This window comes from Halolamina rubra (assembly GCF_000739555.1).
Lineage (GTDB): Archaea > Halobacteriota > Halobacteria > Halobacteriales > Haloferacaceae > Halolamina > Halolamina rubra.
Map to the genome: position 1 here is coordinate 14,988 of NZ_BBJN01000024.1, position 20,387 is coordinate 35,374.

18 protein-coding genes and 1 pseudogene are annotated in these 20,387 nt (G+C 66.6%); 4 read left to right on the forward strand and 15 right to left on the reverse strand.

The features are described 5' to 3' along the window. Positions 1-329 precede the first annotated feature (329 nt). The 5 genes from ACP95_RS07050 to ACP95_RS07070 are packed head-to-tail and all read right to left on the reverse strand — an operon-like array spanning position 330 to position 7,701. Positions 330-1,409 (reverse strand): Mrp/NBP35 family ATP-binding protein, encoded by a 1,080-nt coding sequence (locus ACP95_RS07050; RefSeq protein WP_049980529.1) that lies wholly within the window; start codon positions 1,407-1,409, stop codon positions 330-332. Further along, the gene (locus ACP95_RS07055; RefSeq protein WP_237560415.1) at positions 1,406-2,134 is read right to left on the reverse strand and encodes a TorD/DmsD family molecular chaperone; all 729 of its coding nucleotides are present in this window, start codon (positions 2,132-2,134) and stop codon (positions 1,406-1,408) included. The genes ACP95_RS07050 and ACP95_RS07055 overlap by 4 nt, the downstream gene beginning before the upstream one ends. Before the next feature lie 5 nt (positions 2,135-2,139). Then, positions 2,140-5,397 (reverse strand): molybdopterin-dependent oxidoreductase, encoded by a 3,258-nt coding sequence (locus ACP95_RS07060; RefSeq protein ID WP_049980530.1) that lies wholly within the window; start codon positions 5,395-5,397, stop codon positions 2,140-2,142. After that, the gene (gene nrfD / locus ACP95_RS07065; RefSeq protein WP_049980531.1) at positions 5,394-6,665 is read right to left on the reverse strand and encodes an NrfD/PsrC family molybdoenzyme membrane anchor subunit; all 1,272 of its coding nucleotides are present in this window, start codon (positions 6,663-6,665) and stop codon (positions 5,394-5,396) included. The genes ACP95_RS07060 and nrfD overlap by 4 nt, the downstream gene beginning before the upstream one ends. A 4-nt stretch (positions 6,666-6,669) precedes the next feature. Then, positions 6,670-7,701, reverse strand: coding sequence for a 4Fe-4S dicluster domain-containing protein (locus ACP95_RS07070; protein WP_049980532.1), 1,032 nt, complete (start codon positions 7,699-7,701; stop codon positions 6,670-6,672). Positions 7,702-8,040: 339 nt separating this feature from the next. Between ACP95_RS07070 and ACP95_RS16320 the strand changes: the two genes are divergently transcribed. Both ACP95_RS16320 and ACP95_RS07075 read left to right on the forward strand, forming a co-directional pair. Continuing rightward, entirely contained in the window at positions 8,041-8,451 is a 411-nt protein-coding gene (locus ACP95_RS16320) for a hypothetical protein (protein ID WP_237560416.1), read from the forward strand. Beyond that, the gene (locus ACP95_RS07075) at positions 8,373-9,878 is read left to right on the forward strand and encodes a bacterio-opsin activator domain-containing protein (RefSeq protein WP_394324970.1); all 1,506 of its coding nucleotides are present in this window, start codon (positions 8,373-8,375) and stop codon (positions 9,876-9,878) included. The genes ACP95_RS16320 and ACP95_RS07075 overlap by 79 nt, the downstream gene beginning before the upstream one ends. Before the next feature lie 69 nt (positions 9,879-9,947). On the opposite strand, the gene mobA is transcribed toward ACP95_RS07075, so the two are convergent. From mobA to ACP95_RS07095, 4 genes and pseudogenes are all read right to left on the reverse strand, one after another. Beyond that, positions 9,948-10,598, reverse strand: coding sequence for a molybdenum cofactor guanylyltransferase (gene mobA / locus ACP95_RS07080; RefSeq protein ID WP_049980533.1), 651 nt, complete (start codon positions 10,596-10,598; stop codon positions 9,948-9,950). Then, positions 10,595-11,101, reverse strand: coding sequence for a molybdopterin-dependent oxidoreductase (locus tag ACP95_RS07085; RefSeq protein WP_237560417.1), 507 nt, complete (start codon positions 11,099-11,101; stop codon positions 10,595-10,597). Before ACP95_RS07085 ends, mobA begins: the two co-directional genes overlap by 4 nt. Before the next feature lie 543 nt (positions 11,102-11,644). Further along, positions 11,645-12,379, reverse strand: a complete 735-nt coding sequence (locus ACP95_RS07090; protein ID WP_049980534.1) for an MBL fold metallo-hydrolase — start codon at positions 12,377-12,379, stop codon at positions 11,645-11,647. Positions 12,380-12,624: 245 nt separating this feature from the next. Continuing rightward, positions 12,625-14,309 (reverse strand): annotated as a pseudogene (locus ACP95_RS07095) (formate--tetrahydrofolate ligase). Positions 14,310-14,551: 242 nt separating this feature from the next. Between ACP95_RS07095 and ACP95_RS07100 the strand changes: the two are divergent. After that, positions 14,552-14,752 (forward strand): hypothetical protein, encoded by a 201-nt coding sequence (locus ACP95_RS07100; RefSeq protein WP_049980535.1) that lies wholly within the window; start codon positions 14,552-14,554, stop codon positions 14,750-14,752. Further along, positions 14,749-14,949 (forward strand): hypothetical protein, encoded by a 201-nt coding sequence (locus ACP95_RS07105; protein WP_049980536.1) that lies wholly within the window; start codon positions 14,749-14,751, stop codon positions 14,947-14,949. The genes ACP95_RS07100 and ACP95_RS07105 overlap by 4 nt, the downstream gene beginning before the upstream one ends. 92 nt (positions 14,950-15,041) lie before the next feature. Here ACP95_RS07105 and cydB read toward each other — a convergent pair whose 3' ends face one another. The 6 genes from cydB to ACP95_RS07130 form a co-directional block, all read right to left on the reverse strand. After that, entirely contained in the window at positions 15,042-16,046 is a 1,005-nt protein-coding gene (cydB, locus tag ACP95_RS07110) for a cytochrome d ubiquinol oxidase subunit II (RefSeq protein ID WP_049980537.1), read from the reverse strand. Then, on the reverse strand, positions 16,039-17,436 hold the full coding sequence (locus ACP95_RS07115) for a cytochrome ubiquinol oxidase subunit I (RefSeq protein ID WP_049980538.1): 1,398 nt from the start codon (positions 17,434-17,436) through the stop codon (positions 16,039-16,041). The genes cydB and ACP95_RS07115 overlap by 8 nt, the downstream gene beginning before the upstream one ends. A 54-nt stretch (positions 17,437-17,490) precedes the next feature. Next, positions 17,491-17,742 (reverse strand): hypothetical protein, encoded by a 252-nt coding sequence (locus tag ACP95_RS16075; RefSeq protein WP_202593793.1) that lies wholly within the window; start codon positions 17,740-17,742, stop codon positions 17,491-17,493. Continuing rightward, positions 17,736-18,179: a redoxin domain-containing protein gene (locus ACP95_RS16080; RefSeq protein WP_202593794.1), complete on the reverse strand. Its 444-nt coding sequence runs from the start codon at positions 18,177-18,179 to the stop codon at positions 17,736-17,738. The genes ACP95_RS16075 and ACP95_RS16080 overlap by 7 nt, the downstream gene beginning before the upstream one ends. 124 nt (positions 18,180-18,303) lie before the next feature. Next, positions 18,304-19,137 carry a DUF1641 domain-containing protein gene (locus ACP95_RS07125; RefSeq protein WP_049980539.1) on the reverse strand — a complete coding sequence of 278 codons (834 nt, stop codon included), beginning with the start codon at positions 19,135-19,137 and terminating at the stop codon, positions 18,304-18,306. A gap of 2 nt (positions 19,138-19,139) precedes the next feature. Next, a complete protein-coding gene (locus ACP95_RS07130; RefSeq protein WP_154018485.1) occupies positions 19,140-20,315 on the reverse strand; it encodes an NAD(P)/FAD-dependent oxidoreductase in 1,176 nt (391 codons plus the stop codon). Positions 20,316-20,387 lie beyond the last annotated feature (72 nt).

Below are 20,387 nucleotides of genomic sequence, written 5' to 3' on the forward strand. Positions count from 1 at the left end.
GGGACACCTTCAAACTCGTCGTCCAGCATCGTATCCGGAATGTTGGGACGCTCGCGAAGAGGACGATCTCGTCGACGAGTGGCACGGGAGCGACGAACCGTTCACGCTCTTGAGGAGTACGATTACACTGTCCCCGATCGTTTTCGTACACACGTTGTCGGTCCACTGTTTGCCGGGGGTTCCGGTCGCATGCGTCTCCGAAGCGATTCTCGCTGTTTAGGGGTGCTACGGGACGACTGTCGCAGTCGGCGCGTCTACTGGAACACCCACAGTGAGCCCCGAGAAAGGGGTTCATAGAGCCGTCAGAACGGCCCGAATCGACCTGATTTTTAGTTACCACCGACGGTAGCAGTCTGGCGGTGGTGGCGTCGCAGCACGCCAACTTTGTTCGCAACCCTCGCCGCGAGGTCGTGGAATGCTTCCGCAGTCTTCGCGTCGTCCTGACGGACGACCGGTTCGCCGTCGTCGGCGCCCACACGAACCGCCGGATCAAGCGGGAGCGATCCGAGGTACGGGACGTCGACTTCGTCGGCCAGCGACCGACCACCGTCTTCGCCGAAGATCTCGTGAGCGTCCCCGCAAGTCGGGCAGACGAAGCCGCTCATGTTTTCGACGACACCCAACACGTTGGTCCGGTACTCGCCGAACATCTCGATCCCTCGCCGGGTATCGCCGACGGCGACGGACTGCGGTGTCGTGACGACGACGGTCCCCGTGACGGGTAAGTGCTGTAGCACGGTCAGCTGAACGTCCCCAGTCCCGGGTGGGAGATCCACGACGAGGTAGTCGAGATTCCCCCACGAAACGTCGCCGAACAGGTCGGTGAGCGTGTCCTGTGCGACCGGACCGCGCCAGACGACCGGGTCGTCCTCCTCGATCATCAGCCCGACGCTCATCAGCTTGAGCCCGTGGGCCGTCGGCGGTTCGATCCGCTCTTCGCCGTCGACGGTCCGCACGTCGGGATCGGCGTCGGCGCCGAGCATCTGCGGGACGTTCGGCCCGTACACGTCGGCGTCGAACAGCCCGACGTTCGCCCCGCGATCGGCGAGGCCGGCCGCGAGGTTGACGGCGACGGTGCTCTTCCCGACGCCGCCCTTTCCGGAGGCGACGGCGATCACGTTCTTCACGCCGGGCAGCACCGACGACTCGGCGGTGTCGAACAGCGGCACGTTCGCCGAGAGCTCGACGTCGACCCCCGCGTCGTCGGCGACCGTACGGACGCGCTCCGCGATGGCGGCCTCGTCCGGTGCGTGGGGCGCGCCGAGTGCGAGCTCGATTTGGGCGGTTCCGTCGTCGACGGATATCTCGTCGACGAGCCCGGCAGTGACGATATCTGTATCGAGCGCCGGGTCGTCGACGGCGCGGAGGCGATCACGGAGGTCGGCGGCTGTGAATTCTGTGGTTGTCATCGGTCGGATAGTTCTGCGGCTGTGGTTTCTGACGGCTGCAGATCGGTCTGTACGACTTCTCGTGCGTCCCACGCGGCGAACGTCCGCGCGAGCCGAGCGATCGCGGCGAAGACGCCTTCGACCGTGTCGTTGCTGGCGACGGCCGCTTCGAACCGGTCGATCCACCCTAGCTGGGAGAGCGCCTGGGCCTGAAGCTCGCGGACCGCATCGAGGTCCGCTTCGGCGCCGTTAGCTTCGAGCAACGCCGCCTCCCGGTCGCAGAGCGCGCGCATGAACTCGAAGCATGCGGCGACGTGGTCGGGGATGTCGTCGCCGCGCTCGGGCGTGAACTCGGCGGCGGCGTACAACTGCGCCATGTCGGCCGCCGGGTCGCCGAGGAACTCGCCGGCCTCTCCCGCGGTGTGATACCGCGAGTCTGACTCGAACGCCTCGCTCGGATCGGTCGCGTGAGCCGAGGCGAACGGCGGGACGTAGTGGCTCCCCGGAACGACGAACAGGTTGTCGTAGCCGATCGCCAGCGCGTCGGCGTCGTAGTCGCCGCCGCGGAGATCCGCCGTCTCGATGTCGATCGGGAACACCTCGGCGACGGCCGCGAACGCCCCTCGATCGAGCGCGGCGGCGACCGTCTCCGTTTCGCCGTCGAAGGTGGCGGCCAACAGCCCGTACAGGCGAGCACGGGCCCTCGCCATCGCCGCATCGTCGTCGGGTGGTGTGTGTTCGGCCATGGGGATCACCGCCGCTCCACGTCGACGAACGCGTCGTACTGTGCGTTACTCCCGCCGACCAGATCCGAGAGCCCGGTGTCCCCGAGCTCCTCGTCTAGCGGCTGGACGTGGTTGATCGCGAAGCCGGCGTCGCGACCCTTCGCGTACCCGGCCTCCTCGGTCATCGGCTCGTCGAACTGGTAGTCGCTGTGCCCGTCGGCCTCGACTGCCGGCCGCGTTTCGCCGTCGATCGTCTCGGCAGTCGCGCCGTCGCCCGTCCGACCCCAGCCCCACATCGCGCCGACGACGCCGGGGCGGATCCCGCTCGTGACCATCGCGACCGCGTCGACGGTGGTGCGGCCCGCATCGAGGGCGATCTCGTCGCCGTTCTCGATGCCGCGCTCTGCGGCGTCCTGCGGGTTGATCCACACGGGGTTCTCCGGACGGGTCTCGCGGAGCCACGGGCTGTTCTGTGTGCGGTGCATCCCCTGGGTTCGCGGTTTCCAGTTGATCAGCCGGAGCGGGCGCTCCCGGTCGTCGTCGCCGCTCACCGCGGCCTGGACGGTTCCGTCGTAGTGCTCCACGTCGTCGACCCGCGGGAGCGGGTCGAACCGCTCACCGGTGAAGGAGTGTTTCCCCTTCGGAACGACCTCGCTGTAGAAGTCGACGCGGGACTCGAGCTTGTAGCGCATGTGCTCGCCGTCGTAGGCGTTCGAGTCGTCCGTCCGCTCGGCGTAGTCGTACCCGTGGCCGTGCTCGGCGAACGCTTCGTCGTAGCCCGCGGTCGGCTCCTCGAAGCGGCCACCGCGGTTCAACACGGTGACGACCTTTGCCCACTCCTCGTCGGTGACCGCCGCCTTCCAGCGGTCGAGGTCGAACTGCTCGCCCAGGCCGTTCTCGTGGCTCTCGCGGAACACCCGCAGTTCGTCCTCGCTCGCGTCCGCGACGGGATCGCGACTGTACGCGATGTTGGCCGCGAGCTTCAGGTAGAAGTCCTCTGCCTGTTCGAGGGGCCAGCGGTCGCCGTCCGCGTCGGGGATGGCGTCCTCGCCGACACCGGGGAGATCGAGCTCCGACCACAGCTCGATGAGCACGTCCTCGAACGGCCGCGCGTTCGGGACGACCGACACCGCCGGCTGGCTGATCTTCTCGTCGGCCAGCCGCTTGTTCGGGTACGTCCCGAAGTTCTCCCACCGTTCGAGGTAGGTCGGCTCGGGGAGGATGTAGTCGGCGTACTGGCTGGTCTCGCCGATCACCGTGTCCGAGGCGACGATCAGCGGGATGGTGTCGGTGTCCTCGAGTATCGCCGGGATCTCGTCGCCGCCGGCGATCGCCATCACGTGGTTGTTCGAGTACGGCCGGATGAACAGCGCCTCGACGCCGTACGGGTACTCGTCGGCGGCGCTGCCGTACAGTTCTTGAGTCGCCTGCGGCGGCGCGACCGGGAACCACGGCCGCTTCGCCGGGTAGCCGTCGTCGCGGTCGAACAGCGAGGTGTCCTCGTAGTTGACGCCGCCCCGAAGCAGGGGGATCCCCCACGGCGAGTGTCCGTCGGGGACCGAGCCGAGTTCGTACCGGCCGGACATGGTGTCGTAGCCCGCGTAGGGGGTGATCTGGCCACCCTTCCAGTCGTAGTTGCCGATGAGGTGCTGGAGGGTGGCGATCGCCCGCGTGTTGTAGAAGCCGTTCGTGTGCTTCGCCGGGCCGCGGTAGGCCATGATCGCCGCCCGCTTACCGTGGCTGGTGAACTCGTCGGCGATCTCGCCGATCTTCTCGGCCGACACGCCGGCCATCTCCGCGTACTCCTCGATCGTGTGTTCGAAGACGCGCTCGCGGTACTGGCTCCAGACGCTTCGCACCGCCGTGCCGTCGACGGTGAGGTCGACGTCGAGAACGGCCGTCTCGACCTCGCTCGCCGGCCGGGGCTCGCCCGTCGCCGCGTCGACGGCGACGAAGTCGTCCGCGGTGTCGGCGTCCGCCGGAACGAGTCCGAGATCGCTGGCTCGCGCCTTCGGCCCCGCCTCCTCGTCGACGAGGACGAGGTGTGACGCGTCGCTCCAGGTTGGTTCGTCGTCGTCGCTCGCGGCCGACTGTGAGGGGTTCTGGAGGTACGTCAGGTCGTGGCGGTCGTTCTCGACGATCCACCGCGCCATCCCGAGCGCGAGCGCGCCGTCCGCGCCGGGTTCGACGGGGACCCACGTGTCGGCCTTCTCGGCGGTCTTCGACAGGCGCGGATCGACGACGTCCATCCGCATCCCGTCCTCGATGGCGTTGGTCAGCTTCGGGGCGAGCCACGTCGGCCCCTTGTTGGCGACCATCGGGTTGGTCCCCCAGACGATGAGGTACTCGCAGTTCTCGATGTCGGGGTACTGCCGCTTCTTCTGGGCGGCGTGGGAGCGCACGTTGCCCATCACGCTCGAGACGCCGCAGGTCCCGGCGTGGTGGACGCTGTTTATCGATCCCAGCCCCTGGTGCCAGAGCCGGTTCCGGATGAAGTTCCGGCGGAACCCGCCGACGTCGACGATCTGGTTGGACTTCGGCCCCAGATCGGGGTGGTCGGTGTCGATGAGGTCGTCGCCGTACTTCTCGTCGAACGCCGACTTGGACAGCTCGCCGTTCTGGACGGCCTCCCAGTCGCTCATCACGGCCTCCTGTGGCGCGTATCCCCAGATGTCTTCCAGTCCGGGGTGGCCGAGTTCGTCGTCGCCTTCGACGATCTCCCGGATGGCCTGGTCCCAGGAGACGGTTTTCCACTCCCCCGAGCCGCGCGGACCGACGCGCTTCATCGGTTGCCGGACGCGGTAGCTGTCGAAGGCCGTCTGGATCCCCGCCTGCCCTTTCAGGCAGATCCGGCCGCCCGATAGCGACCAGCGATCGGTGTCGACGTCGCCGCTCCCCTCGACGTCGCCCATCGCCACGTCCGCCGGATCGCTGTCGTATGGCACCTGTGAGAACGGCTGCGTGTTGAGGAACGAGTACGGGTTCCCGGCGAGCTTGCGGACGAGCGAGCTGTACTCGCCGGTGCCGCTCCCGTCCGCGAGCCGCACCTTGATCGGACAGAACGTGTTACACTGTCCGCAGGTGGTGTGGATCACGTCGCTCGCACCGTACTCGCCGTAGTCGTCCCCGACGTAGTGCTGCTTCTCGTCCGTCCAGAGGTCGTCCATGTCCACGTCGACCGCGGCGTTGCTCGCCGCCGCGATGACGCCGATACTCCCGGCCGCCTTGACGAAGTCACGACGCGAGACGCTCGCGCCGTCATCGCCTGAATCGTCAGTACTCATTCGTGTTCACCTCCAGTAAGCGGCGTCAACGGCAGCGTCTCCGCACCGATCGTGTACAACAGCAGGCCGACGCCGATCATGCCGACGCTCGTCCCCCACTCGACCAGCGTCGGGAAGTACATACCGTGAGGGAGCCCCTCCATCACCGGCATGACCTGCGCCGGGACGACGATGTTGAACCGGACCGCGACGATCCCGACGACGACGCTCAGTCCCGCCAGCACCATCACCGACGGCGTGCGGCGCCAGGATCGCTTGCTCAGCAGGACCATCGGGAACACCCAGCTGAACCCGATCATGAACCACCAGAACGACCACGACATCGGGCCGTACATGATGACCTGCCAGGTCTCGATCTCGTGGGGGTGGACGCTGGCGATCGCGATGAACGTCTCGATGGCGGTCAGGGCGGCGTCGACGACGATGAAGCCGATCACCAGCTGTGCAAGCCGGTCGAGCAGGTCCGGATCGACCGACTCCCCGTCGAACAGCCGGGTCCGAAGCACGTAGATCATCATCACGAGCGCGGTCCCGCTGAGCAGCGCCGAGATGACGAATATCACCGGGAAGAGGCCGCTGTTCCAGTAGGGGCGGGCCTTCGAGACGGCGAACAGCACGCCAGTGCCGCCGTGGACCATGAAGATCGCGAGCGGGATCCCGACGATGCCGGCCCGCTTGAGCCAGCGCTGGTCGAACGACTGAGACTCCTCGCTCGTCTCCAGCCGACCGAGCGCGAGCGCCGCGTAGAACCGTTCTTTGAGCCCCGAGGTGCGTTCGGCGACCCGTGCGAGATCGATCCGCATCGAGAAGTACAGCTCCGTGACCAGGATCCCGATGTAGGCCACGTACGCGTGGACCTCCCACGAGAGCGCGGAGGTCAGCTGGCGCCAGATGAACGGGAAGTACATCCGGTCCATCCGTCCGAGGTCGATCCAGACGAACAGCAGCGCCACCGCCATGCTGATGATGGCCGCGAACAGCGCGTCGCGGTCGATCCGGTGCATCCCCTCGACCTCGAAGACGTTGGCCATCGTACTCACGAGGAACGCGCCGGCGGAGAGGCCGACGAAGTAGATGTAGAAGGCGACCCACGCGCCCCAGGGGACGATGCTCGTGAGGTTCGTGCTCGCCATCCCCTCCGTGAGCCGGAAGTACGTCGCGTACGCGCCCACCGTGACGAGTACACCGACGACCGCGTACCAGGCGACGCGGAGCCGGTCGTCTTCGAACCCGGGATCGAACTCGAAGCGTGAACTCTGTGTCGACATCGGTCTATTTGAGGTAGTAGACGTTGGGGTCGGTCCCCTCGTCCTCTTTCAGTTGGAACGCGCGTGACGAGTCGGCCATCTGTGCGACGTCGCTGTCGGGGTTCTCGAGGTCGCCCATGTTCCGGGCGTCGCCGACGCACGTCTCGACGCAGGCGGGCTCTTCGCCGCGCTCTAACCGGTGGGTGCAGAAGCTGCACTTGCGGATGTTCCCGATCGGCGATTTCCCCTCCTCGCGCGGCCCGCGGTCGACGCCGTACTCGGGGCTGGTCAGTTCGCCGGCCTCGTCGACCTCGTCGTCGTAGTTCTCGCCGAAGTCGAAGTACCGCGCCCCGTACGGGCAGGCGATGTTGCAGTACCGGCAGCCGATACAGCGGTCGTAGTCGATGTTGACCACGCCGTCGTCCATCTTGTACGTCGCCGAGACCGGACACACCTGCACACACGGCGGGTTGTCGCACTGCATACACGGGCGAGGCACGTTCGTCCGCGTGACGTTCGGGAACTCGCCGTGTTCCTCCTCCATCACGACGTTGTACGACACGCCGGGCGGCGTCCGGTTCTCGGACTTACACGCGACCGTACACGAGTCACAGCCGACGCATTTCTGGAGGTCGATCACCATCCCCCACTTCTCGTCGCCCGCGCCGATCCCACCGTCGGCCTCTTCGCCGTCGACCTGCGCCGACTCAGTCGCAACCGCATCCATCGACCCAACGCTACAACTCAACGACTCGGCCGTGTCCGTCGAGACAGTCTGGTCGCCGGCGTCGACCGCCGGGTTCGGTGTCTCGAGATACGCCTCGCCGAACTCCTCTGCGGCGGCTTCATCGTACTTCTCCCAGTACTCGTCGCCGGTGATTTCACCGCGGGCGACGCGCTGTGCGTCCTCGGCCATCGCGATGCCGAGGTCGGTGTCAGCCTCGACGTCCGCGAGCTCCTCTCGCGGATCGGGCCGCTCGTTCTCCACCATCGCGTCGAGGTCGGCCTTCCCGACGTTCGGGATACCGGGGAGCGTGTCGTCGTCCGTGGCGCTCATCGCGACCACCCCTCACCGGTCGGCGCCTCGACGACCAGTTGCTCCCGCGTCAGCCGGTTAGTCCTGAGGTTCATACACGTATTCGTACGGCTTCCCCCGTGGAGAGGGTGATACCAATATACTCTGAACCGGCCCGAAACCGGAGAAAGACCCCATGTTCCGGGTACCAATACTGTTTGGGTCGGGGTCGGTTGGGGGGAAATCGGGGCGCGTCTCAAGCCGGGCACCGACCACAGGGATTATTCGACGAGCCGAGTTACCTCCGACTATGCTTTGGTCGAGTCGAAGTGGACGAACGCTATTCCTCCGAAGGCCTCCCAACTGTCGGACGCGAGCGGCATGAACTGGATCATCGCGCTCTCGATCGTTCTGCGGCTGCTCGGCGTCGGGTACTCGGTTCTACTACTCGCCCGGACCCGTGACCGCCGGTTCGGCTTTCTGACGCTGCTTTTCTCCTTTATGACCCTTCGTCAGGTACTCACCGTACAGACCGCGACCACCGGGATCGAGGAGCTTCCCGGCCTCGTTGTGAGCGCGCTCGCCTTGCTGACCGTGTACTATCTCTCGGAGTACGTGACCGAGGAGGACGAGCTCAAGACGAGACTTCGGACGGTAAACGAGCGTCTTCAGGCTTTCGGAAGGCGATCGAACACGCCGGCCACGCCATATTCATCACCGACTCCGACGGCACTATCGAGTACGCAAACCCGGCCGTCGAATCGGTCACTGGATACGAGCGGGACGAAGTGATCGGAGAGAACCCGCGGCTCTGGCAGTCCGGGAAACACGGCGACGATTTCTACGCGGAGCTCTGGGGACAGATCACGTCAGGATCAGTCTGGGAGGGTGAGCTGACGAACCGCCGAAAATCGGGAGAACTACTCTGGATAGACGCGACGATCGCGCCGATCACCGAGGACGGGGAGGTGAATCGCTTCGTCGCGATCGAGCGCGATATCACCGAACGAAAGGAGCACGAAATGCGTATCGAGGACCAGAACAAGCGCTTGACGGTACTGAACAACACCAACCAAGTGCTTCGCGATATCAACCGCGAACTCGTCGCCGCCTCGACACGGGGCGAGATCGAGGCCGCCGTCTGTGAGCAGTTCGCTTCGTCGGACCTCTTCGACGTGGCATGGATCGGTAGCCAAGGGCTCGTCGACGGCACAGTTAGCCCGAACTCCTGGGCCGGCAGCGATATCGGATCGGTCGAGAACCACGTCGAAGCGATGTGTAAGGCGGATCCGACACCCGTCGAGCAAGCGCTGGAGGACCAGAACCCGGTGTTCACCGACGTGGAGGGCGACGAGTTGGAGACAGTCGACAACAGACGGTGCGTCGTCGTGCCGCTCACCTACCACGAGGCGGAGTACGGCGTCCTCGGCGTCGTCACCAGCGACCCACACGCGTTCGACCTGATCGAACGGGACGTGTTCGTCGAACTCGGGCAAACGATCGCCGACGCAATCAGCGCCGTCGAGAGCAAGCAGACACTCATCTCCGACAGCGTAACCGAACTGGAGTTCCGGTTGACGGACGTCGACGAGCCGCTCGCAACGATGGCGGCACAGCTCGATTGTACGGTCACCGTAGAGGACGTCGTCGACGACGGCGACGAGAACCCAGTCCAGTACGTTACCGTGACCGAGGCCGAGCCGGATGCCGTCACCGAGTACGCGGCCGGTTCCGAGGCAATCGGTACCGTCGAGCACGTTCACACGTACGAGGACACGGCGCTTTACCGGCTTTCGGTCGAGCAACCGTCGATCGTCACGACGTTGGCTCAGTACGGGGTGAGCATCGAGTCGTTCTCGATCACTGGAACCACCGGGAATCTGGTCGCACAGGTGGCCAGTTCGAACGATATTCGAAGCGTCGTCAACGCGCTTCGGACGACCTACGATGGGTTGACGCTGATCGCACAGCGAGAGCACGAGCGGGAGGTGCAGACTGAAGCCGCCTTCCGAAAACAGCTCACAGCTGCGTTGACGGAGCGACAACGAGAGGCAGCGCGGACCGCTCATTTCGCCGGGTTCTTCGATTGGCCCCGAGAGCACAGCGGGGAGGAAGTGGCGTCGATGATGGATATCTCACAGACGACGTTTACCCAGCACCTTCGGGCGGCGGAGCGGAAGCTCTTCGAGGCACTGTTCGACGGCACAGTAGCCACGTAGTGGGGTGACCGACGCCCCGCTGAGTCACACTCGCCGGTACGAGGTTTCACTGCCCAGTGAGAAACGCTCTCAGTCGCCGATCCGCGTTCGCGCGGCACACAGTTCGGCCCGCGTGTTCGTGTTCGAGACCGAACGGGTCAGCGGAACGCGGTCGGGGGCGTCCTGATCCTGAACGACCGTCGCGTCGAGTTCGGATACGAGTCGCTGCAGGCGGAGGTCCGACGGTTGCTGCGAACAGTACCGTTGCAGCGCCCGGGTGTCGTACACCGCGTGCAAGGGGTGGTGACCGGCGTCGTCCGCCGGGATGATCGCGTCGGCGGGTCGACGTGCGTACTCGTCGACGAGCCACTCGACCGCAGTGGGATCGAGCTGTGGCATATCGCATCCGCAGACGAACACGGCGTCCGACTCGACCGCACTGATCGCCCCCGCGATCCCCGCGAGCGGGCCGCGTCCCCACTCGACGTCGTACCGGTAGCGAACTGGCGGCGAGAGCGCCGGGTCGACGACGGACTGCTTCTCCGGATCGCCGACGGCGACGACCGGCGTCCGACCGGTCGCGGCCCGCACCGTGTCGACGATGCGAGCGATCATCGGCTGATCCTGGACCGTCGCCAGCGACTTCGGCTCGGGCCCGAAGCGCTCACTCCCGCCGCCGGCGAGCACGATGGGCGTGACCGACACGGACCGACGGTCGTCCCGGTGCTGCTCGTCGCTCATTCGTACTCGGGGTTGTCGAGGGTCACTGTCTCGTACCGGTCCGGATCAGCGTCGGCCGGGAGGCTGAGCAGGTCGATCCGGTGGATCCCCTTCACCAGTCGCTCGCCGTCGATATCGCCTGCGAGGAACCGCAGCGCGTACGGTCGCGTCTGCCGGAGCTGTTCGCCGTCGCGTTCGAACGCGACGACCCCGTCGAGCGCGTCGGCGACCGGGACACAGATCGCGTAGCCGTCGTCGCTCTCGATCCGGAAGTGCGTCGTCTCCGCCGAGGCGTCGACGAGATCCAGCAGCTCGGTCACCGGCACGCCGGTCCAGGTGGCGGTCGTCCGCTGCCCGGTCGCACAGCGGATCGTGTACTCCCGGGTGACGGTCGATTCGTCGGCGAAGGTGGCGGCGTCGATCGCACGCTGCTCACCGTCGTTGCCGACGACAACGCTCGTCGGCGCGTCCGCGAGCTCGTTCGGGCCGCACCGTCTACGACGGCGCCATCCATCAGGCGTCACCTCGCACGGCCGCAGTCGCCGCACGGTCGCCGGATAATCCGGTGTTCGAGACCCGTTGTGCGTCCTCGTTCGCCCCCACGTCGAGGGGTGCCGGAAGCCACTCGTCGGTACTACGCACGGCTAAGCACCTCCGTTCACGCCTGCGGCGATTGTCGACATACACGTCGGGATACGGGATCCCCGTTGTTGAGCGTGCGTCCAATACTGTTGGGGGTAGATACGACGAGCCGTTCGGGATGTAGTGCGGGCACCAATACTGTTTGGAATCCTGGAATCACCCGTCTCGAACTGACGGCTGGACGCCGATCACGTCGCGAGCGAGAGTAGTCGCAGTTGAAAGCGAAGTGGTAGTTCAATCTCTGATGGCCCCCGTTCGTTCGAACAGCTACGTCATCCGTTCATCGCCGTGCAGATGGCGACGATGAACGCAGTCGTTCTCGTCTCGATCTGCGTCGCCTGACTGGGGTCGGCGCCGATTGGCGGGGCACCGTGTAGCTGGCCGCCGAGGCTACTGCCGGGAGTCACAGGTGGAAACTCCCTCCCCTAGAGGCTGACCTGTGCTCCGTCGTCGGGGACGTGTACGTCCGCGATCGCTGCCCGTAGGTCGTCACGAGAAAGCAAGCAGTGGTTGATGGCGTCCATGTGGACGACGACGACCGTGGCATCGGTCGCGTCACGGACCGCCGAGATATCGTCGATACCCATCGTGATGGGCGCACCCTGCTCGAAGCGTGCTTCCCCACCATTGAGGACAACCATATCCGGTTCGAACCGATCCAGTGTCTCGGCAACCGGGTCGTACCAGATCGTATCACCCGCGACGTACACCGTCTCGTCGGCCTCGAACACGAACCCGGAGACCGGCCCCATCTCCTCGGCTAACTCGTCGTGGCCGTGGCGACCGGGGGTCCGGTGAATTGTGACCCCTTCGAACGAGGCCTCGTCGTCGACCCCGCGCACGTCCGTAAAGCCCTCCTCGACGAACGCCTCGGCCTCTTCGGTCTGGCAGAACAGCGGCACGTCGGCGTCGAGCGCAGCTTTGGCTGCCTCGTCGAAGTGATCGACGTGGCGGTGCGTGACGACGACGGCGTCGAAGGACAACTCGACATCGGGCATCGGCACGAGTGGGTTGCGCCGATCGTTCGGCGTGTTCGGAATGGGTGGATTGTCACCCGGTTCCGCGAACATCGGATCGACGAGGAACGTCGTGTCACCAACGTCCAGGAGGAGCGTCGCGTGGCGAATCAACTGTACGCTGGCGCTGGTCGGGGTCGACATACGAGAACAGCTAAGGGACCCATCCCGGTGTGATTTACTTCAACGGCGCTGGTGAAGTTGGATTGGTCAAACCCGATCTGTGGAGAACCAGGCGGTACGGTGGGCTGCGAGCGTGGCACACCCAGCCGAGAAGCTCGTCACTTGAGAGAGGCATACTGCACCTCCCAATCTGCGCTGGAACTAGTTCGCCCACGAGGATTTCCACAGCGCCTTCCTGAACTCTCGCGGAAAGGGTTGTTCGGCCCCTAGAACAGCCCGGTAATCGACCCGTCCTCGTCGACGTCGATGTGGGCCGCGGCCGGGTCCGACGGGAGCCCCGGCATGGTCAGCACGTCGCCCGTGAGCACGACCACGAAGCCGGCGCCGGCGGAAGGCGAGAGCTCCGTCACCGTGAGCGTCCAGTCCTCCGGGACGCCGATCTTCCCGGGATCGTCCGACAGCGAACTGGGCGTCTTGGAGATGCAGACCGGCATGTCGTCGAGCCCCTGGGCCTCGATGCGCTCGATGTCGTCGCGGGCGCCGACGTGAACTCCACGTCGTCGGCGCCGTACACCTGCGTCGCGACCGCCCGGATCTTCTCCGGGAGCGACGCGTCGAGGTCGTACACGCGCTGGAGGTCGCTGCCGCCCGACTCGACCGCCTCGGTCACCAGCCGGGCCACGTCGGTCCCGCCCTCGCCGCCGTCGGCGTGTAGCGTCGAGACGGCCGCAGGGATCTGCTCCTCGGCACAGTGGTCCAGAACCGCCTGAATCTCGGCGTCGGTGTCGTCGGGGAAACGGTTGATCGCGACGACGACCGGCAGCCCCATCGACCGGAGCACCGAGACGTGGTGATCGAGGTTCGCGAACCCGTCACGGAGCGCGGCCATCGGGTCGGACTCGTCCTGCTCGATCCCGCCGTGTTTCTGCAGCGCGTCGACGGTGGCGACGACGACGGTCGCGTCGGGTTCGACGCCCTCCCGGGAGACGACGTCGACGAACTTCTCGGCGCCGAGGTCGGCGCCGAACCCCGCCTCGGTGACGACGTAGTCGCCGAGCCCGAGTCCGATCTTGTCCGCGAGGATGGAGTTCGTCCCCGTGGCGATGTTGGCGAACGGACCGCCGTGGACGAACGCGGGCGTCCCCTCGATCGTCTGGACGAGGTTCGGCCGCAGGGCGTCTTTCAACAGCGCCGCGACCGAGCCGGCCACGTCGAGGTCGGCGACGGTGACGGGGTCGCCCTCGGTGTCGTAGGCGACGATGATCCGGCTCACGCGCTCCCGGAGGTCGCTCACGTCGGTCGCGAGACAGAGCACCGCCATCAACTCGGAGGCGGCGGTGATCGAGAACCCGTCCTCCCGGGGCGGCCCGCTCGCGGTGCCGCCGAGCCCGGCGACGGTCTCCCGGAGCGCGCGGTCGTTCATGTCCAGCACCCGCGGCCAGACGACGCGGTCTGGGTCGATGCCGAGCTCGTTGCCGTGGTGGCGGTGGGCGTCGACCATCGCCGAGATCAGGTTGTGCGCCGAGGTGACGGCGTGGATGTCGCCCGTGAAGTGGAGGTTGATCTCCTCCATCGGGAGCACCTGACTGTAGCCGCCGCCGGCGGCGCCGCCCTTGATCCCGAAGACGGGGCCGAGAGAGGGCTCGCGGACGGCGACGACGCTCGTCTCGCCGAGCTGGTTGAACGCCTGGCCGAGGCCGACCGTGGTGACGGTCTTCCCCGCGCCGCGCCGCGTCGGCGTCATCGCCGTCACGAGCACGAGGTTGCCGTCGGCCGGCTCGTCCATCGCGCCGTGGATGGCGTCCCACGTCAGTTTCGCGACCTCGTTGCCGCGGCGTTCGAGATCGGCGGCGTCGAGCCCGAGGTCCGACCCGACCGACTCGATCGACCGTCGGTCGGCGTTCCGGGCGATGTCGATGTCCGCGGGGATCGCGTCCTGGTCAGAGTCCATATGGTCGATAGTTGACGGCGAGCAGTGCTAAAAGGGTAAGCCAATTCCCGGGGCGTGGCGATCCCGCGCGGTCGCCGTCGACGGCGGGTGCGACGCGAGTCCGTTCGACCGTCCGACCGAGCCGGGCCGAACTGGCGACTTCCGCCCACAGATTTTCCGCTATCTCGGTGTTCCGAGTGGATGACGGAGACGATTTCGGTGAACTGCGAGTATATGCTCGTTCGGCGCCTACTGCTGACTGTATGGTTCCCACCGTCGACCTCGATCCGTCCGGTAGCCCCCTGCTCGTTACTGGGGCGATCACGGCCATCGTGAGCACTCTCGCCGCGATCTGGGTGTTCAGTCTGGGTGACGTCGTGACGGCGCTCGGGCTGACCCTGCTCGTCGTGGCTGGGCTCCTCCTGGCGGGGATCGACCTCTCGCCGAACGCGACGCCGCCGTGACGGCGGACGTGGCGTCACCCGACGCGGCGACGTGGATGCTCGTCCTCGCGGCCGTCGTGATCGCGTTCCTCGTCGGCGTCGGCCTGCTGCAGTTCTCGCTGACCGGGAGTGTCGGCGACCTCGCGAGAAACGTCACGATCGGCGCGCTGCTGTCGCTGTTCGCGGGCGGGTTCTACCGCAAGTGGCACCGACCCTGACCGGGCGAGCCTCGGCGATACGCCGATCGTTCGGTCTCCGGGTCGCGGCTGTGGGTTCCGATCTAGCGTGAGAAAAGCCCGTGAGCGCGGCCTCAGCTGTAGGCGTCGGGCTCGTCGACCGGGCCGTCGAACGCCGAGTAGAGAACCACGAAGTACACCGCGACCAGCGGGAGCAGCAGCGCCGTCCCGATGCTGGTCAGGTTGAGCGGGAGCGTCGACACGATCGCGGCCTCGGCGGTGAGCCCCGCCGCGGGGTCGATAGACGGGTAGAGCAGCGTCGCCACCAGCGCCACGAGCCCGTACACCTGCCCGGCGACGGCGGCGAACGCGACGTAGTGTCGCCCCCGGCGGCTGGCGCCGACGTAGACGGCAGCGAGCACGACCGTCAGGCCGAGCAGCGCGAGCGTCGTCGGCGCGGTCACGTCGACGTGGGGCACCGAACGCCCGAGCAGGAGGCCGACGACCGCGAGGACGAGGTAGGCGGCCTGGGCCAGGTGGCCGAGCAGGCGCGTCTCCGCCCGGAGGTTCCCGCGGGTTTTCAGCCCGAGGAACGCGGCGCCGTCGACGACGGTGAGGGCGACGACGGCCAGCCCGATCGTCAGGCTCGCTGCGGAGGCGACGCCCTGCACCCCGAACAGCCAGTTGCCCACAAACACGCCGAGGGTAAAGGGGGCGGCGAGGCTGCCCGCGACGAACGCCCGGCCCCAGTTCCGCTGCCACCGCCGGTCGTGGCGCTGTTCGTACATCTCCGGCGCCAGCCCGCGCAGGATGAGCGACCCGAGGATCGCGAACATCAGCAGGTAGTGCCGGCTGAACAGGTTGGCGTACACGACCGGGAACACCGCGAAGAGGAGCCCGCCGAACACGACGAGCCACACCTCGTTACCGTCCCAGAACGGGCCGATCGCCGACAGTAGCTGCTCGCGTTCGTGGTCGTCGTCGCGCGTGGCGAACAGCGCGCCGACCCCGAAGTCGAACCCGTCGAGGAACAGGAACGTCCCCAACACGACGAACAGCAGTCCGAACCAGAGCTGTGTCAGCGGGAGGCCGAACAGCGGCCCCTCGGCGAGCGTCGACAGCGGCAGGGGCTCAATCATCGTTCGGAACCGTCACCCCCCTGGTGTCGTCGTCCGTCGGCGTCGCGGGACGGGTGGGTGCTTCCTCGCGGATCAGACGCGTCACGACGTAGCTGTAGAGCACCAGCAGCGCGGAGTACACCCCGACGAAGCCGACGAGCGTGGTGAGCGCCTCGGCGCCGGTGAGCCCGGGGGAGACGCCGGCGCTGGTCTTCATCACCCCCTGGATCACCCACGGCTGGCGACCGACCTCGGTGACGATCCACCCCAGTTCGACGGTGAAGATGCCGAGCAGCGACGAGGCGACCAGCGCCTTCGCGAGCAGGTCGTCGTCGAACAGCCGGCCCTGGTACCACCGGACGCCGCCCCAGAACGCCAGCAGGATGAACCACATCCCGAGGCCGACCATCGCACGGAACGCCCAGAAGACGATGGCGACCGGCGGGTTCTCGGTCGAGATGTCGTTCAAGCCGGTGATGGAGGCGCCCGGATCACCCCCGCTGGCCAGGATCGACGCGACGAACGGGAGTTCGACAACGTAGAGGTTCTCCGCACGCGGGTCGGTGATGTCCGAGAAACTGGTGGGGAACGCCAGTAGCTTCAGTCCGACCGAGGACTCGGTGTCGTACTGTGCCTCCATGGCCGCGAACTTCTGTGGCTGGGTGTCGGCGACGTGCCGGCCGTACGCGTCGCCGTGGATCGCCTGGAACGGGGCAGAGATCAGCAACACGGCGAGGGCGATCTTCATCGTCTTGCGCCAGAACTCCGTGTCGCGGTTCATCCAGACGAAGTAAGCGGCGACGCCGGCCATGAACAGCGCGACCGAGAGCACCGCCGCGTTCTGCATGTGGACGTACATCCACGGGAACCGCGGGTTCGCGTAGGCCGCGATCGGGTCGACGAGCATGACGACCGGCTGGCCGCTCTCCATCACCGTCTCGAACCCCCGCGGCGTCTGCATCCAGGAGTTGGCGATCAGGATCCAGAGCGCCGACAGCCACGTCCCGAGGCCGACGAGCACGCTCGAGAGCATGTACAGCCGGTCGGTCACGCGCTCGCGGCCGAAGACGAAGATGCCGAGGAACGTCGCCTCCAGCATGAACGCCATCATCCCTTCGACCGCGAGTGGGCCCCCGAACAGCTCGCCGGCCGCAGTGGAGAACGCCGCGAAGTTCGTCCCGAACTCGAACTCGAGGACGATCCCCGTCACGGTTCCGACGACGAAGCTGACGGCGAACAGCTTCGTCCAGAACTCGCGCAGCTGTCGGTACACCTGTTCCTCCGTCCGAATCTCTTTCCAGGTGAAGTAGATCAGGAAGGGCGCGAGCCCCATGCTCATCACTGGAAAGATGATGTGGACGATCGTCGTCACCGCGAACTGGAGTCTGCTGGCGATGACTGGGTCGATCATGTGTTGTGAGTAAGTTCCGCGGGTGGTCGGCCGGGCGGTCCCCCGAGTGGCGCGCTATTCGGACCGCGTCACGAACCACCAGTCGTACGCTTCCATCTCCCCCGCCGCCTCGGCCTCGGCCGTCCGTGACTCGGCTTCGTCGACGGTGCCGGGCGGCGAGAGGAGGACGCGGTCGCCGAACACCTCGTTCTCGGGCCAGTCGGCGGGGACCGCGACGCCGTCCTCCTCGTCACTCCGCTGCAGCGCGCGCAGCGACCGGAGGATCTCGTCGATGTTCCGGCCGATCTCCATCGGGTACGTCAGCACGAGCCTGACGGTGCCCGACGGGTCGACGAGAACACGCTCCGGACGGTCGCGGTGCCCGCACCCGGGTGGATCATCCCGAGCGTTTCGGCGACGGTCCCCTGATCGTCGGCGATGATCGGGAACTCGATGTCGACGCCGAGGTTCTCGCCGATCCACTCGGTCCACTTGATGTGGGAGTGGACGCGGTCGACGGAGAGGCCGAGCAGTTCGGCGTTCAGCTCCTCGAACTCCTCGCGGCGCTGTTCGAAGGCGACGAACTCGGAGGTACACACCGGCGTGAAGTCCCCGGGGTGGCTGAACAGCACGAGCCACGACCCCTCGTAGTCGCCGGGGAGCGACAGCTCACCCTGACTCGTCTCCAAACTGAGTTCGGGGAACTCGTCGCCGATGCCCGGTGCCGTGACGCCGCCGTCTGCGCTCTCTCGAGGCTCGCTCATTGCAACTCGACATGGGGGACACAGGCGTTAAAGGAGGAATATACGAACTATATTTTCGGGTTCGCCAAAGAATTCTCCATGGTTCGGGGATCTTTTCCCCAACAGCGGACGAGGACGGGCGCGCTCAGTCCTCACCAAGATCGGCCTGCCCGAGCGCCCGCAGGGCTGCGACCAGTCGACCGAGCGCGCGCCGGACGTCGGCGTCGAACAGTGCGCCGACGAGCCCGAAGAAGCCGACCGGCTTCGGGTCCTCCTGCGTGAACCCCTCGACGGTGGCGTCGACGGCGTCGGTGACCACCGGATCGCCGAGCGTCTCCATGGTGGTAACCATGTTGCCCGCGTTCCGGCCGAGCTGGTACATGTCGACGTCCTGCTCGCCGTGCACGTCGCTGAAGCCCGCGACGGCCATCCGGAACTCGCGGATCAGGTCGCGATTGTCCTGAGCGACCTCCTGGAGCTCCGGCGTGAGCTCGGTCGCCAGATCGTGCGTCGCGTCGAGGAGGTCGAGCAGCTCCGTCAGCGTCTCGGCGTTGTCGCCGAGTCGTTCGAGCAGGATCAGCGTCTGCTCGTCCTCGAGCGAGCCGCGGAGCCGCTCGATCGTCTCCCGGTTCTCCCGGACGGCGACGAGCAGTTCGGGCACGAGGTCGTCCGTGAGGTCCTTCGACACCGCGAGGACGTCGAGGAGCTCGACGAGCGTGTCGGCCTCGTTGCCGACTTTCGTGAGGAGCGTCAGCGTCTCCTCGCGCTCGAACGCCAGCCGGAGCTCACCGAGGGGCTCCCGGCTCTCGTGGACGGCCTCCCGGAGTTCGGGGGTGAGGTCGCCCGCGAGATCCTCGGCCGTCAGCAGGAGCCGGAGCAGCTCGGCCAGTTCGGCGTCGTTCTGCTCGACGACGCGAGCGAGCTCGGCGTCGTCCTCGAGCGACATCGTCGTGTCTGCTGTGTGTTCGTCGCTGGCCATGATCAGGGAAGGGGGTCGTAGCCGCGGAGCCACGCGTTCCAGTAGACGCTCGGCAGGACGTTGATGTCGAGGATCCAGTTCGCCCGGCTCTCGACGGGCGCCGAGATGCTGTCCTCGTAGTCGAACTCGGCGATCATCGCCTTCCCCTTCTTCGTCAGGAGGGGGCAGGCGGCGTAGCCGTGGTACTCGGCGGTCATCCGCCCGTCGTTCATGTGGGCGACGAGGTTGTCGACGACGACGTGGGCCTGCTTCCGCGCCGCGGCCGCGGTCTTCGCGTTCGGCGTGTCGCCGGCGTCACCGATCCCGAAGACGTCCGGGTACTCGGTGTGCTGCATCGTGTTCTCGTCGACGGTGACGTACTCGCCGCCGTGTTCGTCGTCGCCCTCGGTCAGTGGCGAGTTCTCGGTCAGCGCGGGCTGGCCGAACTGGGGCGGGACGGGCGCGTAGAAGTCGTACTCCTGGGTCTCACCCTCCTCGGAGTGGATCTCCTGGGCCTCGTAGTCGATCTCGTCGACCGTGAAGTTGCCCCGGAACTCGATGTCCCGCTCCGCCCAGATCTCCTCGAGCTTCTCGCGGTACGGGGAGACGCCGAAGACGGCGTCGCCGGGCTTGGTCATCACGACGTCGACGTCGTCGCGGATCCCCTGCCGCCGGAAGTAGTCCTCGGCGAGCATCGTCATCTTCAGCGGCGCCCCCCCGCACTTGAACGGCGTGTCCGGGACGGTGACGACGAACGTGCCGCCGTCGAACTCCGCCAGCCCCTCCCGCATGTCCATCGCCGCCTCGAAGTAGTAGAACGGGAACACCGAATCGGTCTCCTCCCACCCCTCCATCATTCCCGGCGTCGACTCGCCGCCGAGTCGATTGCCCAGGCCGGCGATCAGGTAGTCGTAGGAGAGGCTCTCCGCCGAGAGGTCGACCGTCTTCGCGTCGGGGTCGACGCCGGTTACCTCGTCCTCGACGAACTCGACACCGGGGCGCATGATCTCCCGGACGTCGCGGAACTGGTCTTCCGGTTCCATGTACCCGAACGGCAACAGGTAGTACGACGGCTGGTAGGCGTGTTCTGCGCTCTTGTCGACGACGGTGATCCGCGTGTCGTCGTCGAGGCGGCGATCGAGCATGTTCGCACTCATCGCGCCCCCGACTCCCGCACCGAGCACCACTATGTGGTCCATACCGAATCGAGATACGGCGTAGGAACCTCTGTCTCCTTCGGAAAAGTCAATATCGCGTGATCTGACGGTCAA

Excerpts from the sequence above, each read along its gene's own strand:
- ACP95_RS07130 (WP_154018485.1), bottom strand. The coding sequence starts at position 20,315 with ATGGACCACATAGTGGTGCTCGGTGCGGGAGTCGGGGGCGCGATGAGT.
- cydB (WP_049980537.1), bottom strand. The coding sequence starts at position 16,046 with ATGATTGAGCCCCTGCCGCTGTCGACGCTCGCCGAGGGGCCGCTGTTC.
- ACP95_RS16320 (WP_237560416.1), top strand. The coding sequence starts at position 8,041 with ATGAACTGGATCATCGCGCTCTCGATCGTTCTGCGGCTGCTCGGCGTC.
- ACP95_RS07055 (WP_237560415.1), bottom strand. The coding sequence starts at position 2,134 with ATGGCCGAACACACACCACCCGACGACGATGCGGCGATGGCGAGGGCC.
- ACP95_RS07060 (WP_049980530.1), bottom strand. The coding sequence starts at position 5,397 with ATGAGTACTGACGATTCAGGCGATGACGGCGCGAGCGTCTCGCGTCGT.
- ACP95_RS07070 (WP_049980532.1), bottom strand. The coding sequence starts at position 7,701 with ATGAGCGCCACGGACGACGACACGCTCCCCGGTATCCCGAACGTCGGG.
- ACP95_RS07125 (WP_049980539.1), bottom strand. The coding sequence starts at position 19,137 with ATGGCCAGCGACGAACACACAGCAGACACGACGATGTCGCTCGAGGAC.
- ACP95_RS16080 (WP_202593794.1), bottom strand. The coding sequence starts at position 18,179 with ATGAGCGAGCCTCGAGAGAGCGCAGACGGCGGCGTCACGGCACCGGGC.
- ACP95_RS07100 (WP_049980535.1), top strand. The coding sequence starts at position 14,552 with ATGGTTCCCACCGTCGACCTCGATCCGTCCGGTAGCCCCCTGCTCGTT.
- ACP95_RS07115 (WP_049980538.1), bottom strand. The coding sequence starts at position 17,436 with ATGATCGACCCAGTCATCGCCAGCAGACTCCAGTTCGCGGTGACGACG.
- mobA (WP_049980533.1), bottom strand. The coding sequence starts at position 10,598 with ATGAGCGACGAGCAGCACCGGGACGACCGTCGGTCCGTGTCGGTCACG.
- ACP95_RS07050 (WP_049980529.1), bottom strand. The coding sequence starts at position 1,409 with ATGACAACCACAGAATTCACAGCCGCCGACCTCCGTGATCGCCTCCGC.
- nrfD (WP_049980531.1), bottom strand. The coding sequence starts at position 6,665 with ATGTCGACACAGAGTTCACGCTTCGAGTTCGATCCCGGGTTCGAAGAC.
- ACP95_RS07090 (WP_049980534.1), bottom strand. The coding sequence starts at position 12,379 with ATGTCGACCCCGACCAGCGCCAGCGTACAGTTGATTCGCCACGCGACG.